Here is a 16,856-nt window from a genome sequence, read left to right as displayed (position 1 = left end):
CCCCATGATGCGTATTTGATCTACGAGAATAAACGGCCATGCTTAGACAGCAGGCTTTTCTAGTGAATTATATTGGCATACATGAGGATTTATTCCAGAAAATAGCCATAGATTGCTACAGATTTATTTGAGGGGGCAAACGCGGAAATTATTGGTTTTATTTTATAACCCCAAGTATCAGCGGTTTGGGTTCGGGAACCTGGGAACTGATTTGGAAGGCGTGTTTCAGGTTTACAGCGGCAATTTCCAGCTTATCCTTGTCATTGGCATGTATTACAGCCAGGGTATCACCAATATTAACGGCATCACCATATTTTTTAACCAGTTCAATACCCACCGCGTGGTCGATTATATCGCCTAATTTTTCACGGCCGGCCCCTAGATGCATCACAATTCTTCCAATTTCCAACGCATCCAGCCCGCTGACATAACCTTCGCCTTCAGCCATAACGGCCTGCTGCATACTGGCCTGTTTCAGCCCATAGCCTGGTATATTGCAGTCCAGAATGCCGCCCTGGGCCTCAACCATGGCTTGGAATTTTTTAAGTCCGAGTCCTGTATTAAGCATCTCACCGGCGCAGGCCTGTGCTGATTGAAGATCGCTAAATTTCCCGCCGATCATTAGCATATATGCAGCCAGAAGAATTGATATTTCGGTTAAATCAGCCGGGCCTTCACCTTTTAAGGTATCGATTGCTTCCCGCACCTCCAGAGCATTGCCCACCATCCTTCCTAATGGCTGCTGCATATTGGAGAGCAAAGCCGCTACTTCCCTTCCGGCCCCGCGGCCGATATCCACCATGGCCTGCGCCAGGGCCCGGGCTTCAGTTTCGTTTTTCATAAAGGCTCCGCTGCCTACTTTTACATCCAGTACTATCCCCTGGGCGCCCGATGCTATTTTCTTGCTCATCACGCTCGCGGCAATCAAAGGCAGGCTTTCCACGGTGCCGGTGAGGTCACGGATAGCGTACAGCCTTTTATCGGCAGGCACGAGGCGCCCGCTCTGAGCTACTACCGCGGCTTTGATATCATTAACCTGTTTTATAAACGCCCGGTGTTCCATTTCCACTTGAAAACCGGGGATAGATTCAAACTTGTCAATGGTCCCGCCGGTATGTCCCAGGCCCCGCCCTGACATTTTGGCTACCGGGACCCCGGCTGCGGCTACGAGAGGAATAACTACCATGGTGGTTTTATCGCCTACTCCGCCGGTGCTGTGTTTATCCACCGGAATACCCTCGACTGAAGTCAGATCAGCTACTTCTCCGGAATAAGCCATAGCCAGAGCTAAATCTCTGGTTTCCTCTTTGTTCATTCCTTGAAAGAAAACGGCCATAGCCCAGGCAGCCACCTGGTAATCCGGCATCGTACCTTCACTTATGTTTTTAACCAAATATTCAATTTCTTCCTGGCTGTGTGCCAGGCCATCGCGTTTTTTAATAATCAGATCCTGCAGATTCATTTGCTCAGCTCCTTCAGAAAGCTTTGTCCTGCCAGGCCCGAAACCGCAACTTGCAAGTAGTCCGCTACAGTTGCCCCCAGGTCGGCAAAGCTTTCCCTGGTTCCTAAATTAACGTCCTTTTGCAGATTCTTCCCATAAACCAGCAGGGGAACATATTCGCGGGTGTGATCGGTGCCAGGAGTGGTGGGATCACACCCATGGTCAGCGGTAATTATTAGAATATCCTCATCTTTCATTTTTAATAAAATTTCAGGCAGGCGTCTGTCAAATTCCTCCAGGGCTTTGGCATAACCATGAGCGTCGTTGCGATGACCCCAGAGCTGGTCGAAATCAACCAGATTGGCAAAAATCAGCCCTTTGAATTCTTCCTGCATAACTTTAAGGATCTTATTGATTCCATCCTGGTTGTTTTCAGTGGGATAATTCTGGCTGACGCCGCATCCCGCGAATATATCCTTTATCTTACCTATGCCAATAACCTCCTGCCCCGCTTCCAGAATAAAATCCAGCACATTTTTATCAGGCTGCAAGGAAAAATCATGGCGATGAGCGGTACGCACAAAGCTTCCGGGCTCTCCTATAAAGGGACGGGCAATCACCCTGCCTACTGCATGTTCACCAGTAAGCATTTCCCGGGCTACACGGCACATCTCATACAGTTTTTCCAGGGGAATAATATCCTCGTGGGCAGCTATCTGAAATACGCTGTCAGCCGAAGTATAGACTATAGGGTATCCGGTTTCCATATGTTCACTGCCAAGTTCGGCAATAATCTCCGTCCCGGAAGCCACTTTATTCCCCAGGGTGCGGCGTCCGATGCGCAGTTCATATTCCCGAATCAGTTCAAGAGGAAATCCTTTGGGATAGGTGGGAAAAGCCTGCTGCAAAACCAGTCCCATCATCTCCCAGTGACCGGTAGTCGTATCCTTGCCTTTAGATCTTTCCTGCATTTTGCCATAAGCTCCCGCGGCCTGGGCTTGGGGTTTCACCCCAGGTATTTCCTCGATATTGCCTAAACCTAATACAGCCAGGTTAGGCAGATTCAGCCCGCCCGCAACCAAAGCTGTATTTTTTAAAGTGCTGCAGCCTTTGTCGCCGTATAATTCACAATCAGGACCAGCGCCGATGCCAACGCTGTCCAGGACAATTAATATTACCCGTCTACGCATAATTAAACCTCCAGAAAAGCTGATAGGCACAGATATTACGGATTTATTATAGATAACCACAGATAAAATAAACAAGCAAGCGGAACGACAACAAGACAATAAAACTGCATAATCAACCCATTAATATCACATCTGTGTGAATCTGTGGCTGAATCTGTGTTCATCTGTGTTGAATCGTTCCCCAGGCCCTTCACGCTCGGGGATGATAGAGATGGTATACTTCCCGCAGGCGGGACTTGGTGAGATGAGTGTATATTTGCGTGGTAGATATGTCGGCATGACCCAGCATTTCCTGTACAGCCCTTAGATCCGCCCCGTTTTCCAGCAGGTGCGTGGCAAACGAGTGCCGCAGGGTATGAGGTGTAACCTCCTGGGTGAACTCAGCCTTGTGGGCATAGGCAGCTAAAATCTTAAAAAAGCCTGGCGGGTCATAGGACGCCCGTGGGCATTTAAAAACAGGGTCCTCTCCAGGTGGTTTTTAACTATAAGATTTCGCCCCCGCGTCAGATATCTTTGTATCCAATCTATGGAAGTCTGATTAACCGGGATAATCCGCTCTTTCCTGCCCTTGCCAAAACAACGCAGGAAGCCTGCCATAGCATGCAAATCTTCAATCTGCAGGTTAAGCATTTCCGTAACCCTTATACCTGTACCATACATTAGTTCCAGCATGGCCCGATCCCGTAAACCCAAAGGCAGAACCACATTGGCTGCTGCATCAACCTGTCTATTTCTTCTATGGAAAGAACCATGGGAAGCTTGCGTTTTACTTTGGGCGTCTCCAGGTCCTGCGTAGGGTTACTGCTGATTTGGTTCTCCATCAGCAGGTATTTGTAAAAGGTTTTGAGACTGGAAAGGCTTCTGGCCGCAGTGGCATAGGACGCCTGCTGATCAAGCTGCCAGGATAAAAAAGCCATAACGTCTTTTTTTTCCACTTCATGCAGCGAAATACTTTCATCATTTGCCTGCAAATAGCGACCGAATTTCTCCAGATCCCGGCGGTAGGCAGCCAGCGTATTCGCTGACAATCCTTTTTCAAAATTCAAATAATCAATAAAGCCTGATATAATTTTATCCATGAGCCCCTCCTGTATCTTTTTTAGTTTTGACAGGCGAGGCGTATTTTCCTGCTTTTATTTATCCTGATAAAAATCCTGCAGTTTAAAAACAAACTGATCCAGTATTTGATCAAACTTTTTTTTGTCACTTGTTTGCCGGTTATTTTTATCAATCTTTTTTTCCACCCGCATAGGATTGCCGCTGGGGTGTTCATCCTTGAACCAGGCCCCAACAGTTGGAACATGTTTATGCAGTTTACCGGTTAAAAAAGGCACGGAAGCGGTAAATACCCCGATAATAACCAATACTGCAAGGATTTTGGCAGCTTTCTTTTTCCATTCACCCACTACAATAATCATCCTAATCATCCCTTCTAATCATCTCTAAAAATTGAAGCCCATTTCCCCTGCTTAACTGAGAACCAGGGACAGGAGCCACGGTGACAGGTAGGCTTCGATAAATGAACCAATCAGAAGAATACCTGAAAAAACAAACATTAGCATGGTATAGGCGATCACCCCTCGCCACAAAGACAAAAGGTTCGCATTGCGGTTTCTGATAATAAATACTGAAAAATTCAAAGCTGCTACCGACCACACCAGCAGCAGAGGAATATACACCAGGTTTTGCGGCAGTATAGATAGAACCCCGATAGCAATTCCTTTTTGGGCCTGTTCATGTATTAGAAAACTCCAGGTAAATCCCAAGGAAAATCCTCTAAGCAGAATAACTGTCAATATTAAAGGCAGACCAATCACAGTCAAACCCAGAAACCATACCGCCAGCAGGGTTTTAACCTGAGACAAATAAGCCGCCCATAAGATCCCGCTCCCGCCTGTGCTCCCATGTATTCCCCCTTTCAAGTAATCTTCAATCAGCTTCAGCAGGTGTAATCTTACTCCTCCGTCCAGATCTGCAGTTCTATAGTCCCCGCAAAAAATCCCGGCAATAAAAAAGAAGAGAACAATGAAATACTGCACCCGGTTTTCTTTCAGATGTTGTTTTATCCTGGTTTTGAGTTTCATAGTCTGTCTCCTTGCCGGCCGTAGGTTATATTTAATGTTTTTACCGAATGGAACCGTAAATTTTCTATGCCAAATAATATTTAAATCCCACTAGATTTATGCAGAAAATAGAAAACCGGAGTTTATTTAACTCCGGTTTTACCGCTATATTATTAGTTTCGCAGCGGATATAAATTGTATATCTTTCCGCTTTGCCGCATACTGTGTCAAATCGTAGTTGAGGCTGTATTAAATTGGGCTGTTAACTTGGCAGCAGCAGGTTGGCTATATATTGAGCTGCCAAAACGTCCTCCAAAGAATTGCTGCTGGCCGCGATTACTGCAATTCCGGGGTCATCATCCCTTAGCAGTTCTTGCGCGCGGCGAGCGGCTATCTGAGCAGGTTGGGTTCCTTTATGTTTTAAGGTCCGGGCAATGGTACCTGTTGTAACCCGGCCTCCGGCTGTATAGGCCGCGTCATAAGCAACCCCCCCGGTATCCGTTACCGCCACTACCACCCGGCCTTTCATCTCCAAAAGCCGTGGTGTTTCCGCTCCCAGATTGGGTAATACGGCTTCTACAAATCCCTTTTCCTGTTCTATGCCTCGAATAAGCTTCTGACAGCGGGCCAGGCGTTCATTATCTTTTCCAACCCGGGGTTCAGAAATCACTATAATACCGCTCCCTGCCTCACGGGCGAGCTGAGCCGCTTCCCGCCCAATCTTCTCTGGAGCCACGTTAACCGGAGCACGGGTAAAATCCGGACTGGCACCCAATACCGCATAAGCTCCCGAATCCAGAGCGCTTTCCAGAGTAGTTGACATATCAATAACATCGACAACAACCACCAGAAAGCCCTCACGAGCCGCGTGAAAGGCTCCGCTGGCATCACTGCTGACAATTATCCTTTTTGACCTTTCCATACCGGCCTCCTCCTCCCGGAATAATTTCCAAACGACCCAGACGCATTTTACCTATCATGGCGGCAACATTTTCTCCGGCCAATCGCTTTATATCATCCAGGCTGGCCTCTTCCAGCAGCGAAATTTCACTCCCGGCAAATGCAAGCAGCTTCTGCTCCAATCCAGGTCCAACCCCTGGAAGTTCGCGCAACGGCACCCGGTAATTGTATTGTGGACGCCCCACCGGATGGCGGGATTCATCATAATCAGATATACTGACAACCCTGTCCAGAACCCCTGTAACCAAACCTTGTCTGCCACACTGCGGACATGTCAAAACTGGAGGAGGGGATTCCATAATCAAGTCACAAGCCGGGCAATAACTGCGATGGTACTTGCCTAGACGCGGATCCATCCCGTAGTTGGCCAGTATCCGCCTCTCATTGTGGTTTTCCAGGCAGTATTTTAATTCCAGGAAATTCTTGTCCCCCATACGAAAAAGGTTATATTCACGCCCAATCTTGTCACCCGAGTGAGCATCGGAATTGGATATGAAGGTAAAACCCCTGGTTTCTGCAATAAGATCAGCCATATCTGTATCAGCGCTCAGTCCCAATTCAATAGTCTTAATCATGGCGGCCTCCCGGCCTAATTCCTGTGTTATTCGTGCAGTCCAGGCGCCATATATTCCTTTGTGCGGTGTAAAAACATGAGCGGGACAAAAAGCAGCATCCAAGACAATAGACAGGTTGATAAGCTCCGGCAATGAAACCCTGGCTTTCTGTGTGGACAAACTCATGTTCTTGATTCTTGACTGCATATATTGCTGAAACTTGTGTATACTGGCCAGGGTAGGGAAATAAAGAACAGAATGTATGCCTTCGCGGCTTTCCACCTCACTGCCGGCAATAAGCAAAACCCCGCTGCTGGCTAAAAAACCACCTCCGGGGAGTTCTTTCAAAACTCCGTCAGCCAGCATTTGTGTTATTTCATAGGAAACCAGGGGGCTGCCAGCATCCACTACCCCCACCATCTCTAATCCCTTGCGGGGAGCATGGACAAACAGAATCGAATACAAATCGAGTTTGCGAGAAGCGGTTATTTTTACCGGTTTTCCTCCCGCCTGCCCGATATGAATATGAAGATCGCCGTAAATACGCCGCAATTTATCTCTCCACCATCAAATTATAGACGTATTGTATTCCTATAATACTCTTGCCATCGATAATATGACCTTGGAAAATCATATCATATGCTTCTTCTATTGGAACTGCAACCGTTTCCAAGAATTCATCGCCGTCCGGCCTGGCCACACCTGTCTTAAGACCTTGGGCAATATATAAATGCAGTTGTTCATCGCAAAAACCCGGAGCACTATAATACGAAAGAAGGTAATCCCATTTTTCCGCGAGAAATCCAGTTTCTTCTTCCAATTCCCGCTGAGCGCACAAAAGTGGTTCTTCATCTCTTTCCAAAGTTCCAGCCGGGATTTCCAAAAGCACCCGTTCCAACGGTTTGCGGTACTGCCGCACCATAATAAGGTTTTTCTTATCGTCTACGGCCAGAACAGCTACCGCTCCGCTGTGTTCTACGATCTCCCGGGTGCTTTCTCTTCCGTCAGGGAGTTCTACTGTATCAACGCGAACCTTAATGATTCGTCCCGAGAATATGTCCTTTGAGTCTTTGGTTTTTTCGGTAAAGTTCATCTCCTAACCCCTTTCACAAAAGATAAGTTAAACAGGCATAGGATAGTCCCGATCTGCATAAACTGCCATCGAGGTGATAACAATTGGTATATTATGTTAAAAAGCAGGGCTTACTCTTTCATGGTACGGTCCGGGAATTCAAAGACTTTATTTCCCAATGGCCCGGTCATATAACCCTGGCCGAATATCTGCGCTTATCTTTGAATTAGGAATTAATCAGCCACAGATGGACAACAGATGAGGGCAAACAGTGGCAATTCGGCCCTACGCCAGGTTGATCTTGCGCAGGTTTTCACCCTTAAATAAACGATAAGCGGCCTGAGCTGCGGCGCCCAGTGATAAGAAGAATTCCTTTTCCTCCTCAACATTGCGGCCCATGGTAGTGATGCGCAGGCCGCATGTTTCCAGCCGTTTCAGCAACTCCGGCGTATTTTCCAGGCACACGTCATAACGTTCAAAGAGCCTGTCATTGAGAAGCTGCCCCAAAACCATACTCATCTTGTTTTCTTCTAATTCAGGCAGCGGCAAAACCGCCTTTGTTCGGCACACCCTGGAGAGCACCGTCAGGGTATGATGGCTGATTCCCCGGTGTCTGGGCCTCGGATCAGCAAAACTAATACGCGGCACAACTACAGGCTTTCCTCCCAGGGTATCTGCCGCATTCAGTATTTCACCCTGTTCGATGCCCGTAAATCCCCAGCGGGTTCCAGTACCAACGATTCCCGGGCCCATACTGACAATTATTACATCAGCCCCGGCGACTTTCCTGGCCGCCAGTAAACCTGAATAAATATTCACCGCTTCCAGGTCCCCGCCGAAAGCATGCCCGCAGGTAACAGCTGCTGCCAGGATTCCTTGCCGCTTCAGCCAATCTACATTCTGGCTGAAAGAAATCGGCAGTGCGGCGCCATCTGTCATCACATAGACAACTCTTAAACCAAGGTCATGGAGATGGATGCACATTGGAGCCAGCATGGAATGAAGCGTCGCCACCAGAACCGGCGTAGATTCGAGACTGTCAGCAGCCAGCATGTCAAGGTGATGAGGCTCTCTTCCTCCTCTACGCTTAGTACTTTTACCTGCATTGGGGTATAACGCAGTTTCATTATATGCCCGCCGGCCTGCATAGATTTTGTCTGACCGTTTAAATTGGCTATTATATAATGATAGCCTCCGCTTCCCAGTCCGAGGGATACTGCAGAAGTATTCAACAGCACTGTATCTCCCGGCTGTACTTCTCCGGTTAAATCCGGATATAAGATGCACTTTTCTTCCCGCCCTGCGACTTCAACAGAAAATGCCCTTATCCCCGGACGGCTGAATAATTCTTTTATAATTGTGCCTTTTCCTACCTCTATCATTCTGCCTCCATGTCAATACAATTCATATTCTGCTTTTTGTCTTACCCCACAGTTGCAAGTCTGTTATAACCATTGTTAATCTTTGTCTAATGTTTACCCTGGTTAAATTCACCTAATATCGCCAAAACCAGCCGGGCATTATCAACCAGATCTTTGATGCTGATGTATTCATCACAGGTATGCACAGCGCTCATGCCCGTACCCAGATTAGCACAGCGTATGCCGACTCCATTTATTATACTGGCGTCGCTGCCTCCGCCGGTGCTGATTAATTGGGGCTTAAGGCCTATGCTCTGGGCGGCCTTAACCGCCAGGGCAACTACCTCTTCACCTGGGTCCAGTTGAATCTCGGGATACAGAAATGTTATCTCTACTTCAGCCTGCCCTCCAAGCTCCTCAACCTGATTTATAAAAATGCTTTTCAGTTCTTCAGTCAGTTTATCCAGTTTGTCTCTTTGCAAACTGCGGGCTTCACCCTTAATGCGGCAGAAAGGCGCCACAATATTACGGGCTGTTCCCCCTTCGATCTGGCCAAAATTACAGGTAGTTTCAGCATCGATGCGCCCGCAGGGCATAGCAGCCAGTGCCCTGGCTGCCGCCTGAATGGCGTTTATGCGTCTTGCGGGTTTATCCCGGCATGAGCGGCTCGCCCGTGAACTCTATATTCTATCTCATTCTGGCAGGGTGATTTTATCACTATGCTTCCAGGTGATCCTCCGGAATCAAGCACATAAGCCATTTTTGCTTGCAGCCGACTGAAATCAAATAGCCTGGCGCCTTGCAAGCCCTGTTCTTCTCCCACTGTGAAAAGCAACTCCAGGGGAGGATGCTGCAGATCGTTTTCCCTGAGCACGTCCACAACCTCCAGTAAGGCGGCTATCGCGGCTTTGTCATCTGCTCCTAAAATACTGTCTTTGCTGCTTCTAACTATTCCTTCGTCAACTGTAACCTTAATATTCTGACCCGGTTCCACCGTATCCATATGAGCAACGAAAAGCAGAGGGTCCTTATCGGTATTGCCTTTTATCCTGACCAGTAAATTGCCGGATTCGCCATTTAAAACCTTACCAGCCCATCTTCCTCAGCCTTCAATCCCCGGAGGCAAATTCCTCTATCAACAAATCCCTGAATCTGCCCTCTTTTCCCGATGGAGAACCGGTTTCCGCCATTTGGATAAAGCTTTTTAACAGTCTGTCCTGGTTAATCATCCTGTATCACTCCCAAATAAATATGGTATTAACGCTTGATCAATACAGATCTTGACTCAAATCAACCCCAGTTTTTCCTTCCCAGATTATCCAACCACTTTAAAAAAGATACTTTCTCTATGGTGGATGTAAGGGAATATTTTTCCGTATAGATGTGTATGGCAATCAGAAAAACCAGCATCCCTATTCTCATTGATAACGGCAATGCTATCATGGCATAATAACCTAGAGCCAGGCCCAGTACATTTGACCCCGCATCCCCCATCATTACGCGAGCCTTAAGATCATAACGAAAATACCAGAGCACCGCCCCCAGCAGGGGAACATATATTAAGTAATCGATTTGAAAGTGCGCTGATAATAAAATAACCAGGAGGAAAAACAGATATGCCTTTACCGCTCTGCCCGGCCGAAGATCAAAGAGATTAAGCAGATTAGTAAAAAGTGCAATCAGTAATGTATTTAATAAAATGGATAACATCCCGTGTGAACTGAAGAAGGCAATAAAAAAGGCTATTATAAAGCCACCCGTGGCTTTCAGCCCGCCGGTAGTCATGCGACCCCGCAAAAGTTCGCCGATATGTCCCTTAAATCCCAGGGTATCACGACGTCCCAACATATCATCAATAAAACCCAAAAAACTTATGGCTGTCAGGCCAAATATAAAAACATGGTATCTCGGTTGGTAGCATGAAAACAAAGCAAATAAAATAAACACAACGATTATGGTTATAGGGAAACTCATACCAGCACTAACCGGAATATCCACACCCAGATAATTAGCCCTGACCGCTCCGCTGCGTTCCAGCATCCCCATCAAAAAATGCAGGACGATAACCTCCACCAGCAGCCCTGCTGCCAATGCCCATAAAAGGTTTATGGAGATGTTCAAATTTTATCCCTCCTAACCGCCAGAAGGACTTTAATTACATCCTTAAACTGTTTTCCCCGATGTAAAAAACCCTGCAAATCACGTCCGGTTTCTTTATGGCTCATGGTTGTGGATACTTCCATCACCCGCAGTCCATAACGCAAAGCTTTTAAGGTCATACCCAGTTCCACCCCATAAGCCTCATAAAATGGAGCCAAAATTTTCAGGGCCTGACGGTTCATGGCCCGCTGCCCGCTTAAAGGGGCAGTAGAATTTGGCAGTCCCGCACGTTTTAAGGCCCAGCCTGCAGTTCCTTTTACCAAGCCAAATCCCCCCTTTTTAGTTGGAGGAGGAAAAGCGGCTATTGCCAGATCGCATCTGCCTTCTAAAACCGGTTGGATAATTTTATGTGCTTCAGCTGCAGCCTTCCCCAATCCGCATCCAAAAACACCACTATATCACTGTCAATCCTGTCCAGGGATGCGTTCATAGCCCCGCCCTTACCCCGGTTAGGATATAAGTCTATTACTGCAGCCCCCTCCTGTCTGGCTATGAGTGAAGTATCATCAGTTGAGCCGTCATTTATGACAAAAAGCTGCTCAACACCGGGTATGGTCTGCACTGCCCGTATGGTAGCAGCTATTCTAGCTTCTTCATTATAGGCTGGAATCACCACAGTTATTGAAGACACCACAAGCCCCCATTATTATATAGTTCATTACCATTACCTATGCATAACACAATTTTCGTATTTGATGCAAATTTGAGCGAGAAAGTATAGTACATAACCATTTATTGTTCAATAGCAGCATTTACCGGCAGGGCCGGCATAAATTTCTGAGCACTGGCTTTCATGCCATAGCGTCCCGGCTGACCGTTCATAGCCATTATCAACGAGACCTGCCCGGGACTCAAATCCACATTATCAATAGTAGTAATATCTTCCTTCTGGTAGCTCTCCATGTAGGAATAGCTGACCCGTGAGTTTTCCACCCCGAATACCTTAATTTGCTGGCTTTGCAGGGATTGAATCAAGCCGCGGTCAAAACTGTCCGCAAATACAGCCGACAGGTTGTTGGCTCCCCCTACCAATATAACCGCATTAACCGGACCGCCTTCACCGCTGAACTTAACCAGGTCATTCTGCTGTAAAAAACTGCCGAGCTCAGGGTCTTTCTCTCCCGTCACCAGTATTCCCACACTGGCAGCTACATGGTAACGCAGTGTATCAGAAGACGATTTTTTCTCCAGGTGGTAATAATCAATTAAGCGGTTTCGCAAATCAACATTCTTAAGATTCATTTCAGATAAGACAACACTCTTAGAAACCACCTGCGCTCCGGCCATGGAAAGTGCATTCAGCATACCCGGCGGCACATCGCTGTCGCCAGAGACCACAACCGCAACCCGGTAGTCTTTAAGTTGTCCTTTGACCAGAACCGGCAGCATAGCCTGTCCGTAGTTCTCATATTTATTGATTATCTCTCCCTTATACTGGTTATCCCTGGTCATTTCTTCTTCTTTAGACCTTAGCGCATAAAATTGTTCTTCGAGGCGGTCAATGACCTTTTTCTGCTGGTCTACCAACAGATTATCACCAACAATGGTACTGCCGATAAGGATACCCATACCCAGGGCTAAAAATATACCTACAATTGAAGCAATATGATATTTCAGGTCAATCATAAAAACACTCCCGCCCAAGAACAATTTTATGTCAAACCAATTACATAAATTAAGTTCTCTATAAACTAAACAGCAGTTTAAGCTGCAGTGACAGCAGACGGAAAAATGGTTTGGTAGCGGGGGATACCCATAAGATAATAGAAATAGGTACCAGGGCGGCTACGAACAATTGCGCCAAATACCTGGTCTGCAGGCTGTGTTTGTACAATTGGCTAACCCCCCGGGCATCTACTAATATTGATCCTACTTTAAGCCTCACCAAAAACGTGCTGCCCATGCCTTTGCGGCCTTTTTCCAGAAAATCTATCATATTGGAATGTGAGCCTACCGCCACTATCAAACTGGCTCCATATTCCCACGCCAGGATCATGGCGGCATCTTCGCTGGTACCAGGCATAGGAATAATCCTGGCTTCTAATCCCATTTCCTCAACCCGCTGCAAACCAGGAGCCTTTCCATCAGCATAGGCATGAACCACTATCTCCGCTCCCGAACGGAGAGCATCATCCGAAACACTATCCATGTCGCCAACGATGATGTCGGGCTTGAGCCCAAATTCCATCAGGGCGTCAGCGCCTCCATCCACACCTATTAAAACCGGATTTTCATCTTCAATATACCACTTAATGGCTTTTAAATCCTCTTTATAACTGCTGCCGCGAACTACAATCAACACATGACGGTTAAGGATATGAGTATCAAGTATCGGAACTTCCAAATTACCTAATAAAATATCTTTTTCCTTTAAAGCATATTCCAAGGTGTTTTCTACAAAACGGTCCAGTTCTCTCTGAGCATTCTCGTTGGCTTGTCTCAATTTTAACTGCACATCGTCAAGGCACAGTTCCCGTCCTTCTGCAATACATCGTTTACCCGCATAGACCTTATTGGCGCGTATCTCTATCAAATTTCCCTCACGCAGATTCTCAAATACCTCGGGGCCGGTCTCATCTAATATGGGTATTCCAGCCTTCAATATCTTATATGCGCCTTTAGCCGGGTAACGTCCGGTAATAGATGGCTGCACGTTTATTATGCCTGCGGCCTTATATCAATCAAAGAATTGGCTGCCACTTCATCGATATCATCATGATCAATAACTGCTATGTCGTTTTTACGCAAACGTTTAACCAGATTTTTCGTACGCCGGTCAAGTTTAACCCGACCTTTTGCTAACATTAGTTTTCACCTCTAAAATCCTATAACCAACTGATAAGAGTATCTTTTAAGATAATATAACCCGTATAACAGTCTATTCGAAACTAATATTACCACAATTAAGCACAACGTAAAAATGAATAAGTATGCTATGCCTTATAGTAAACATTAAAAAACCTCTTGCTTATTGCACATAACAGTTTCTGCAATAAACAAGAGGTATGGTGCTAAATTGAAACCTTAATCTGAACCCATCCAGTATTTAGCTTTAACCTGAATAATCCCCGTTAAATTCAAACCTTAACTTACTTTGCTTTCTAGACGCAAACGATCAGCTATGATAGCAATAAATTCAGAATTGGTAGGTTTGCCGCGTTCACCGCTGACAGCATAACCAAAAACCTTATTGATTTTATCGATGTCACCACGGTCCCAGGCCAGTTCAATAGCGTGACGGATAGCTCTTTCCACCCTGCTGGGGGTCGTATCGTACTTCTGGGCGATGGTAGGATAGAGTTCTTTTGTTACTGCCCCCAGGTAATTAATCTCTTCTACCACCAGCATAATAGCATCACGCAGATATTGATAGCCCTTAACATGAGCCGGTACGCCAATTTCATGGATAACCTTGGTAACTTCAACTTCCAGGTTTTTAGCGGGCATAGTCGGCAAATGATAAGTGGAAGGCGCAGACACATTCTCAGTACGCGGACGTACATCCCTGGCGACCTGGCGAACCCGGTCTCCCAGAACCTGCAGATTAAACGGTTTAAGTATGTAATAATCCGCTCCCAGTTGCACTGCTCTCTGGGTAATGTTTTCCTGGCCGAAAGCGGTAAGAATAATTATCTTAGGCCGTTTTTCCAGGTGCAGCTGATTAATTTTCTCCAGAACCCCTATCCCATCCATATAGGGCATAATCAGGTCTAATACAAGAACTTCCACGGGTTGTTTTTCTATTACATCAAGCACCTCCATACCGTTGGCACATACTGCGATCATTTCAAAATCAGGGTCGTTGGAGAAATAGTCCTTGAGGATTCCACAAAATTCCCGGTTGTCATCGGCAATGAGAACCTTAATTGGATTTGATTCTCCGTACATCTAGATTAATTCCCCCTCATCGCTTTATAAAGCTTCTAAATTCTATTAGTTAACGCTTTTCGACGGTAGGACGGGCTTTTCCTCTTTTTTTTTTCTATCAAATTAACCTATAATTTTTCAGTGCTTACCATAATGATACACATAAATACACATTGAAATGTATAGCTTTTTGTTAATTTATATATATAAATTCGTTTAAGAGACTATCTTATGGAGTTTATTATTATCATCTATTTGTCGAAAGTTATTTAACATACCATGACGTTCATCTAATTCTGACAGCATATTATCCATAAATATTCCATAACCTCGTTCGGGATCATTAAGGAAAACATGAGTCACCGCTCCCACAATCCGTGAATCCTGGACAATTGGACTGCCGCTCATACCCTGTACTATGCCCCCGGTAATACTTAAAAGCCTGGGATCAGTAACCTTGATTACCATACCTTTGCCATTCTTACGGGCCGGATAGACTTTTTCTATATTAACGTCAAAACGTTCTATATCATCACCATTGATAACTGTGTAGATTTGTGCCCTCCCTTCCTTAACCTGATGTGCATAGGCACTTCAAGGGGATATTTCAACAGAGGGTTATTAACCTCTCGAGTAGTCTCTCCAAACAAACCGGAATAACTATTTTTTTCAATTTTACCTTCTATCGGTCCAGAGCTGTTAAAAATTCCGATTTTTTCACCGGGCTGTCCAGGTTTGCCGGGTTTTACGGTTTGGATAGAAGCGCTTACAATCTTTCCCTGTAATACGTCTACACCCTGCCTGGTATCAGCATCGATTATTATATGACCCAGGGCTGCGAAAGCATTGCTCTCAGGGTCCCAAAAGCTTAAGGTTCCCACCCCCATTATGCCGTCTCTGACGAATAAACCTATGCGTTTGCGTCCTGTTTCCTTACAAGGTATAGCTTTAACCGGCAGTGAAATATAATGCTGCTGCCTTTTAATAGTAAGGGTCAGGTTATCATCAGAATGGGAATCTATCATTTGGGCCAGGTCGTTTTCGCTGGTTACGTTTTTACCATCGACTTTCATAATAAGATCTCCTATTTCAACGCCGCTGTCACGAGCAGGGTAGTTCTTTTCTCCAGCGCCAGTCATGACCGGGGCAAATCCAACTACCATAATGCCCCGGGACTGAAGCATCACTCCCACAGAGTGGCCGCCAACCACAACCCGCCGTGGCGGCAAAGTTTCTATGGAGATAGATTTTAACGGAATATATCCTAATAAACGCAGTTGTACATTGCTTTGCCAGGTTTCAAGGCAACGATTTCATAGCCGGAAACATCCCGATTTATTGTAACAGGCAGTTCTTCTTGAGGTGCGAATACGTTACGCGATGGGTTGATTACCTGCATAACCAGACTGTTTGCCAGCTGAGCAGGGAGCCGTATTTTGATATGACTGCTTTCTCCCACCACCATCTGCTGGTGATCAGGCAGACTTAATAAGGCGTGAACCTGGGGATTAAAACAGGTGGTTATTAATAATAGGGCCAATATTATACCCGTAATCTTGCCAATTCTGCGCAAATTCCTATCACTCCCTGAAATTGCTGCTTCATATTCTTTTCTTTCAGGGGAAAAACTATACAAAGGCAAGAAATATTTATGGATATTTTATTTGACTTTCTTTGACTTTTGTTTATAATAATTATTGAAAACATAATTAATTAAAAAGGAGGACGATAAGATGTTTGATCTGACACCTTTCAGACGGAGTAGAGGGGATTTGGTTGGCGGAGATTTTGGCCGTGCACTGTTACGGGAGTTCTTCGATAACGATTTTTTTGATTTTGCTCCCTCTTTTAAAGCAGATATTAGGGAAAACGGCCAGGAATTTATCGTTGAAGCTGAATTGCCCGGTATGAAAAAAGATGAAATTGTAGTAGAGCTGAAAGACAATACTTTGACTATTTCTGCTGAAAAGAAAGAAGAAATTAACGAAGAAAAGGATAATTATGTAAGACGAGAAAGAAGAATGGGTACTTTCCGGCGCAGTTTTTATGTGGAAAATGTGGATGATAAAAGGGTTAAGGCAGACTATAAAGACGGAGTGCTGAAAATTATTCTGCCTAAGCTGGAGGAAACTCCGCCGCAAAATTACCGTATCAGTATTGATTAACGAAAAAGGGTCGCAGGCTGCAG

The 16,856-nt window shown here is 45.7% G+C and carries 19 protein-coding genes and 3 pseudogenes; 1 reads left to right on the top strand and 21 read right to left on the bottom strand.

Features of this window, described 5'->3' with window-relative positions:
* Positions 1–157: 157 nt before the first annotated feature.
* The 21 genes and pseudogenes from JCM14374_RS01990 to JCM14374_RS14280 all read right to left on the bottom strand — a co-directional run bounded on the left by JCM14374_RS01990 (position 158) and on the right by JCM14374_RS14280 (position 16,241).
* Positions 158–1,462 (bottom strand): thymidine phosphorylase, encoded by a 1,305-nt coding sequence (locus JCM14374_RS01990; protein WP_054692793.1) that lies wholly within the window; start codon positions 1,460–1,462, stop codon positions 158–160.
* Positions 1,459–2,631, bottom strand: coding sequence for a phosphopentomutase (locus tag JCM14374_RS01985; RefSeq protein ID WP_054692791.1), 1,173 nt, complete (start codon positions 2,629–2,631; stop codon positions 1,459–1,461). The genes JCM14374_RS01990 and JCM14374_RS01985 overlap by 4 nt, the downstream gene beginning before the upstream one ends.
* Positions 2,632–2,821: 190 nt before the next feature.
* Positions 2,822–3,291 (bottom strand): annotated as a pseudogene (locus JCM14374_RS15545) (tyrosine-type recombinase/integrase).
* A complete protein-coding gene (locus JCM14374_RS15540; RefSeq protein WP_157048909.1) occupies positions 3,291–3,710 on the bottom strand; it encodes a site-specific integrase in 420 nt (139 codons plus the stop codon). The pseudogene JCM14374_RS15545 and the gene JCM14374_RS15540 overlap by 1 nt, the downstream one beginning before the upstream one ends.
* Before the next feature lie 54 nt (positions 3,711–3,764).
* Entirely contained in the window at positions 3,765–4,049 is a 285-nt protein-coding gene (locus JCM14374_RS01975; RefSeq protein WP_054692790.1) for a hypothetical protein, read from the bottom strand.
* Between the two features lie 51 nt (positions 4,050–4,100).
* Positions 4,101–4,715: a stage II sporulation protein M gene (spoIIM, locus tag JCM14374_RS01970; RefSeq protein ID WP_054692788.1), complete on the bottom strand. Its 615-nt coding sequence runs from the start codon at positions 4,713–4,715 to the stop codon at positions 4,101–4,103.
* Between the two features lie 241 nt (positions 4,716–4,956).
* Positions 4,957–5,616: a type 1 periplasmic-binding domain-containing protein gene (locus JCM14374_RS01965; RefSeq protein WP_054692785.1), complete on the bottom strand. Its 660-nt coding sequence runs from the start codon at positions 5,614–5,616 to the stop codon at positions 4,957–4,959.
* Complete coding sequence (locus JCM14374_RS01960; RefSeq protein WP_054692782.1) at positions 5,582–6,760, bottom strand: endonuclease Q family protein; 1,179 nt, start codon at positions 6,758–6,760, stop codon at positions 5,582–5,584. Before JCM14374_RS01960 ends, JCM14374_RS01965 begins: the two co-directional genes overlap by 35 nt.
* 1 nt (position 6,761) lies before the next feature.
* The gene (locus JCM14374_RS01955; protein WP_054692779.1) at positions 6,762–7,301 is read right to left on the bottom strand and encodes an NUDIX domain-containing protein; all 540 of its coding nucleotides are present in this window, start codon (positions 7,299–7,301) and stop codon (positions 6,762–6,764) included.
* Positions 7,302–7,565: 264 nt separating this feature from the next.
* Positions 7,566–8,662 (bottom strand): annotated as a pseudogene (locus JCM14374_RS01950) (DUF3866 family protein).
* A gap of 86 nt (positions 8,663–8,748) precedes the next feature.
* A complete protein-coding gene (locus JCM14374_RS13315) occupies positions 8,749–9,237 on the bottom strand; it encodes a M20/M25/M40 family metallo-hydrolase (RefSeq protein WP_054692778.1) in 489 nt (162 codons plus the stop codon).
* A gap of 35 nt (positions 9,238–9,272) precedes the next feature.
* On the bottom strand, positions 9,273–9,644 hold the full coding sequence (locus JCM14374_RS13310) for a M20/M25/M40 family metallo-hydrolase (RefSeq protein ID WP_054692777.1): 372 nt from the start codon (positions 9,642–9,644) through the stop codon (positions 9,273–9,275).
* A 287-nt stretch (positions 9,645–9,931) separates the two neighbouring features.
* A complete protein-coding gene (locus tag JCM14374_RS01935; RefSeq protein ID WP_242848775.1) occupies positions 9,932–10,762 on the bottom strand; it encodes an MraY family glycosyltransferase in 831 nt (276 codons plus the stop codon).
* Positions 10,759–11,064, bottom strand: coding sequence for a hypothetical protein (locus JCM14374_RS15535; protein ID WP_369397267.1), 306 nt, complete (start codon positions 11,062–11,064; stop codon positions 10,759–10,761). Before JCM14374_RS15535 ends, JCM14374_RS01935 begins: the two co-directional genes overlap by 4 nt.
* Positions 11,065–11,126: 62 nt before the next feature.
* The gene (locus JCM14374_RS15530; protein ID WP_369397266.1) at positions 11,127–11,432 is read right to left on the bottom strand and encodes a glycosyltransferase family 2 protein; all 306 of its coding nucleotides are present in this window, start codon (positions 11,430–11,432) and stop codon (positions 11,127–11,129) included.
* A 101-nt stretch (positions 11,433–11,533) separates the two neighbouring features.
* Complete coding sequence (locus JCM14374_RS01925) at positions 11,534–12,427, bottom strand: copper transporter (RefSeq protein ID WP_054692770.1); 894 nt, start codon at positions 12,425–12,427, stop codon at positions 11,534–11,536.
* A gap of 58 nt (positions 12,428–12,485) precedes the next feature.
* On the bottom strand, positions 12,486–13,454 hold the full coding sequence (gene steA, locus JCM14374_RS01920; RefSeq protein WP_369397265.1) for a putative cytokinetic ring protein SteA: 969 nt from the start codon (positions 13,452–13,454) through the stop codon (positions 12,486–12,488).
* Between the two features lie 5 nt (positions 13,455–13,459).
* Entirely contained in the window at positions 13,460–13,606 is a 147-nt protein-coding gene (locus JCM14374_RS15525) for a hypothetical protein (RefSeq protein WP_369397264.1), read from the bottom strand.
* Between the two features lie 279 nt (positions 13,607–13,885).
* Positions 13,886–14,689, bottom strand: coding sequence for a sporulation transcription factor Spo0A (spo0A, locus tag JCM14374_RS01915; protein ID WP_054692767.1), 804 nt, complete (start codon positions 14,687–14,689; stop codon positions 13,886–13,888).
* 195 nt (positions 14,690–14,884) lie between these two features.
* Positions 14,885–15,741: pseudogene (spoIVB, locus tag JCM14374_RS14285) on the bottom strand (SpoIVB peptidase).
* A gap of 191 nt (positions 15,742–15,932) precedes the next feature.
* The gene (locus JCM14374_RS14280; RefSeq protein WP_054692758.1) at positions 15,933–16,241 is read right to left on the bottom strand and encodes a hypothetical protein; all 309 of its coding nucleotides are present in this window, start codon (positions 16,239–16,241) and stop codon (positions 15,933–15,935) included.
* A gap of 160 nt (positions 16,242–16,401) precedes the next feature.
* On the opposite strand from JCM14374_RS14280, the gene JCM14374_RS01895 reads away from it, so the two are divergent.
* Positions 16,402–16,833, top strand: a complete 432-nt coding sequence (locus JCM14374_RS01895; RefSeq protein ID WP_054692755.1) for an Hsp20/alpha crystallin family protein — start codon at positions 16,402–16,404, stop codon at positions 16,831–16,833.
* Positions 16,834–16,856 lie beyond the last annotated feature (23 nt).

This window comes from Syntrophomonas palmitatica JCM 14374 (genome assembly GCF_001311885.1).
Classification (GTDB): domain Bacteria; phylum Bacillota; class Syntrophomonadia; order Syntrophomonadales; family Syntrophomonadaceae; genus Syntrophomonas_A; species Syntrophomonas_A palmitatica.
The sequence above is the reverse complement of the archived record's forward strand: the minus strand, read 5'-3'. Positions and strand labels throughout refer to the sequence as shown.

Coding starts and splice junctions, on each gene's coding strand:
- JCM14374_RS13315 (WP_054692778.1), bottom strand. CDS start 9,237: ATGCCCTGCGGGCGCATCGATGCTGAAACTACCTGTAATTTTGGCCAG.
- JCM14374_RS01990 (WP_054692793.1), bottom strand. CDS start 1,462: ATGAATCTGCAGGATCTGATTATTAAAAAACGCGATGGCCTGGCACAC.
- JCM14374_RS13310 (WP_054692777.1), bottom strand. CDS start 9,644: ATGGATACGGTGGAACCGGGTCAGAATATTAAGGTTACAGTTGACGAA.
- JCM14374_RS01975 (WP_054692790.1), bottom strand. CDS start 4,049: ATGATTATTGTAGTGGGTGAATGGAAAAAGAAAGCTGCCAAAATCCTT.
- JCM14374_RS01895 (WP_054692755.1), top strand. CDS start 16,402: ATGTTTGATCTGACACCTTTCAGACGGAGTAGAGGGGATTTGGTTGGC.
- JCM14374_RS01965 (WP_054692785.1), bottom strand. CDS start 5,616: ATGGAAAGGTCAAAAAGGATAATTGTCAGCAGTGATGCCAGCGGAGCC.
- spo0A (WP_054692767.1), bottom strand. CDS start 14,689: ATGTACGGAGAATCAAATCCAATTAAGGTTCTCATTGCCGATGACAAC.
- JCM14374_RS01955 (WP_054692779.1), bottom strand. CDS start 7,301: ATGAACTTTACCGAAAAAACCAAAGACTCAAAGGACATATTCTCGGGA.
- JCM14374_RS01985 (WP_054692791.1), bottom strand. CDS start 2,631: ATGCGTAGACGGGTAATATTAATTGTCCTGGACAGCGTTGGCATCGGC.
- JCM14374_RS01925 (WP_054692770.1), bottom strand. CDS start 12,427: ATGATTGACCTGAAATATCATATTGCTTCAATTGTAGGTATATTTTTA.
- JCM14374_RS15525 (WP_369397264.1), bottom strand. CDS start 13,606: ATGTTAGCAAAAGGTCGGGTTAAACTTGACCGGCGTACGAAAAATCTG.
- JCM14374_RS15540 (WP_157048909.1), bottom strand. CDS start 3,710: ATGGATAAAATTATATCAGGCTTTATTGATTATTTGAATTTTGAAAAA.
- spoIIM (WP_054692788.1), bottom strand. CDS start 4,715: ATGAAACTCAAAACCAGGATAAAACAACATCTGAAAGAAAACCGGGTG.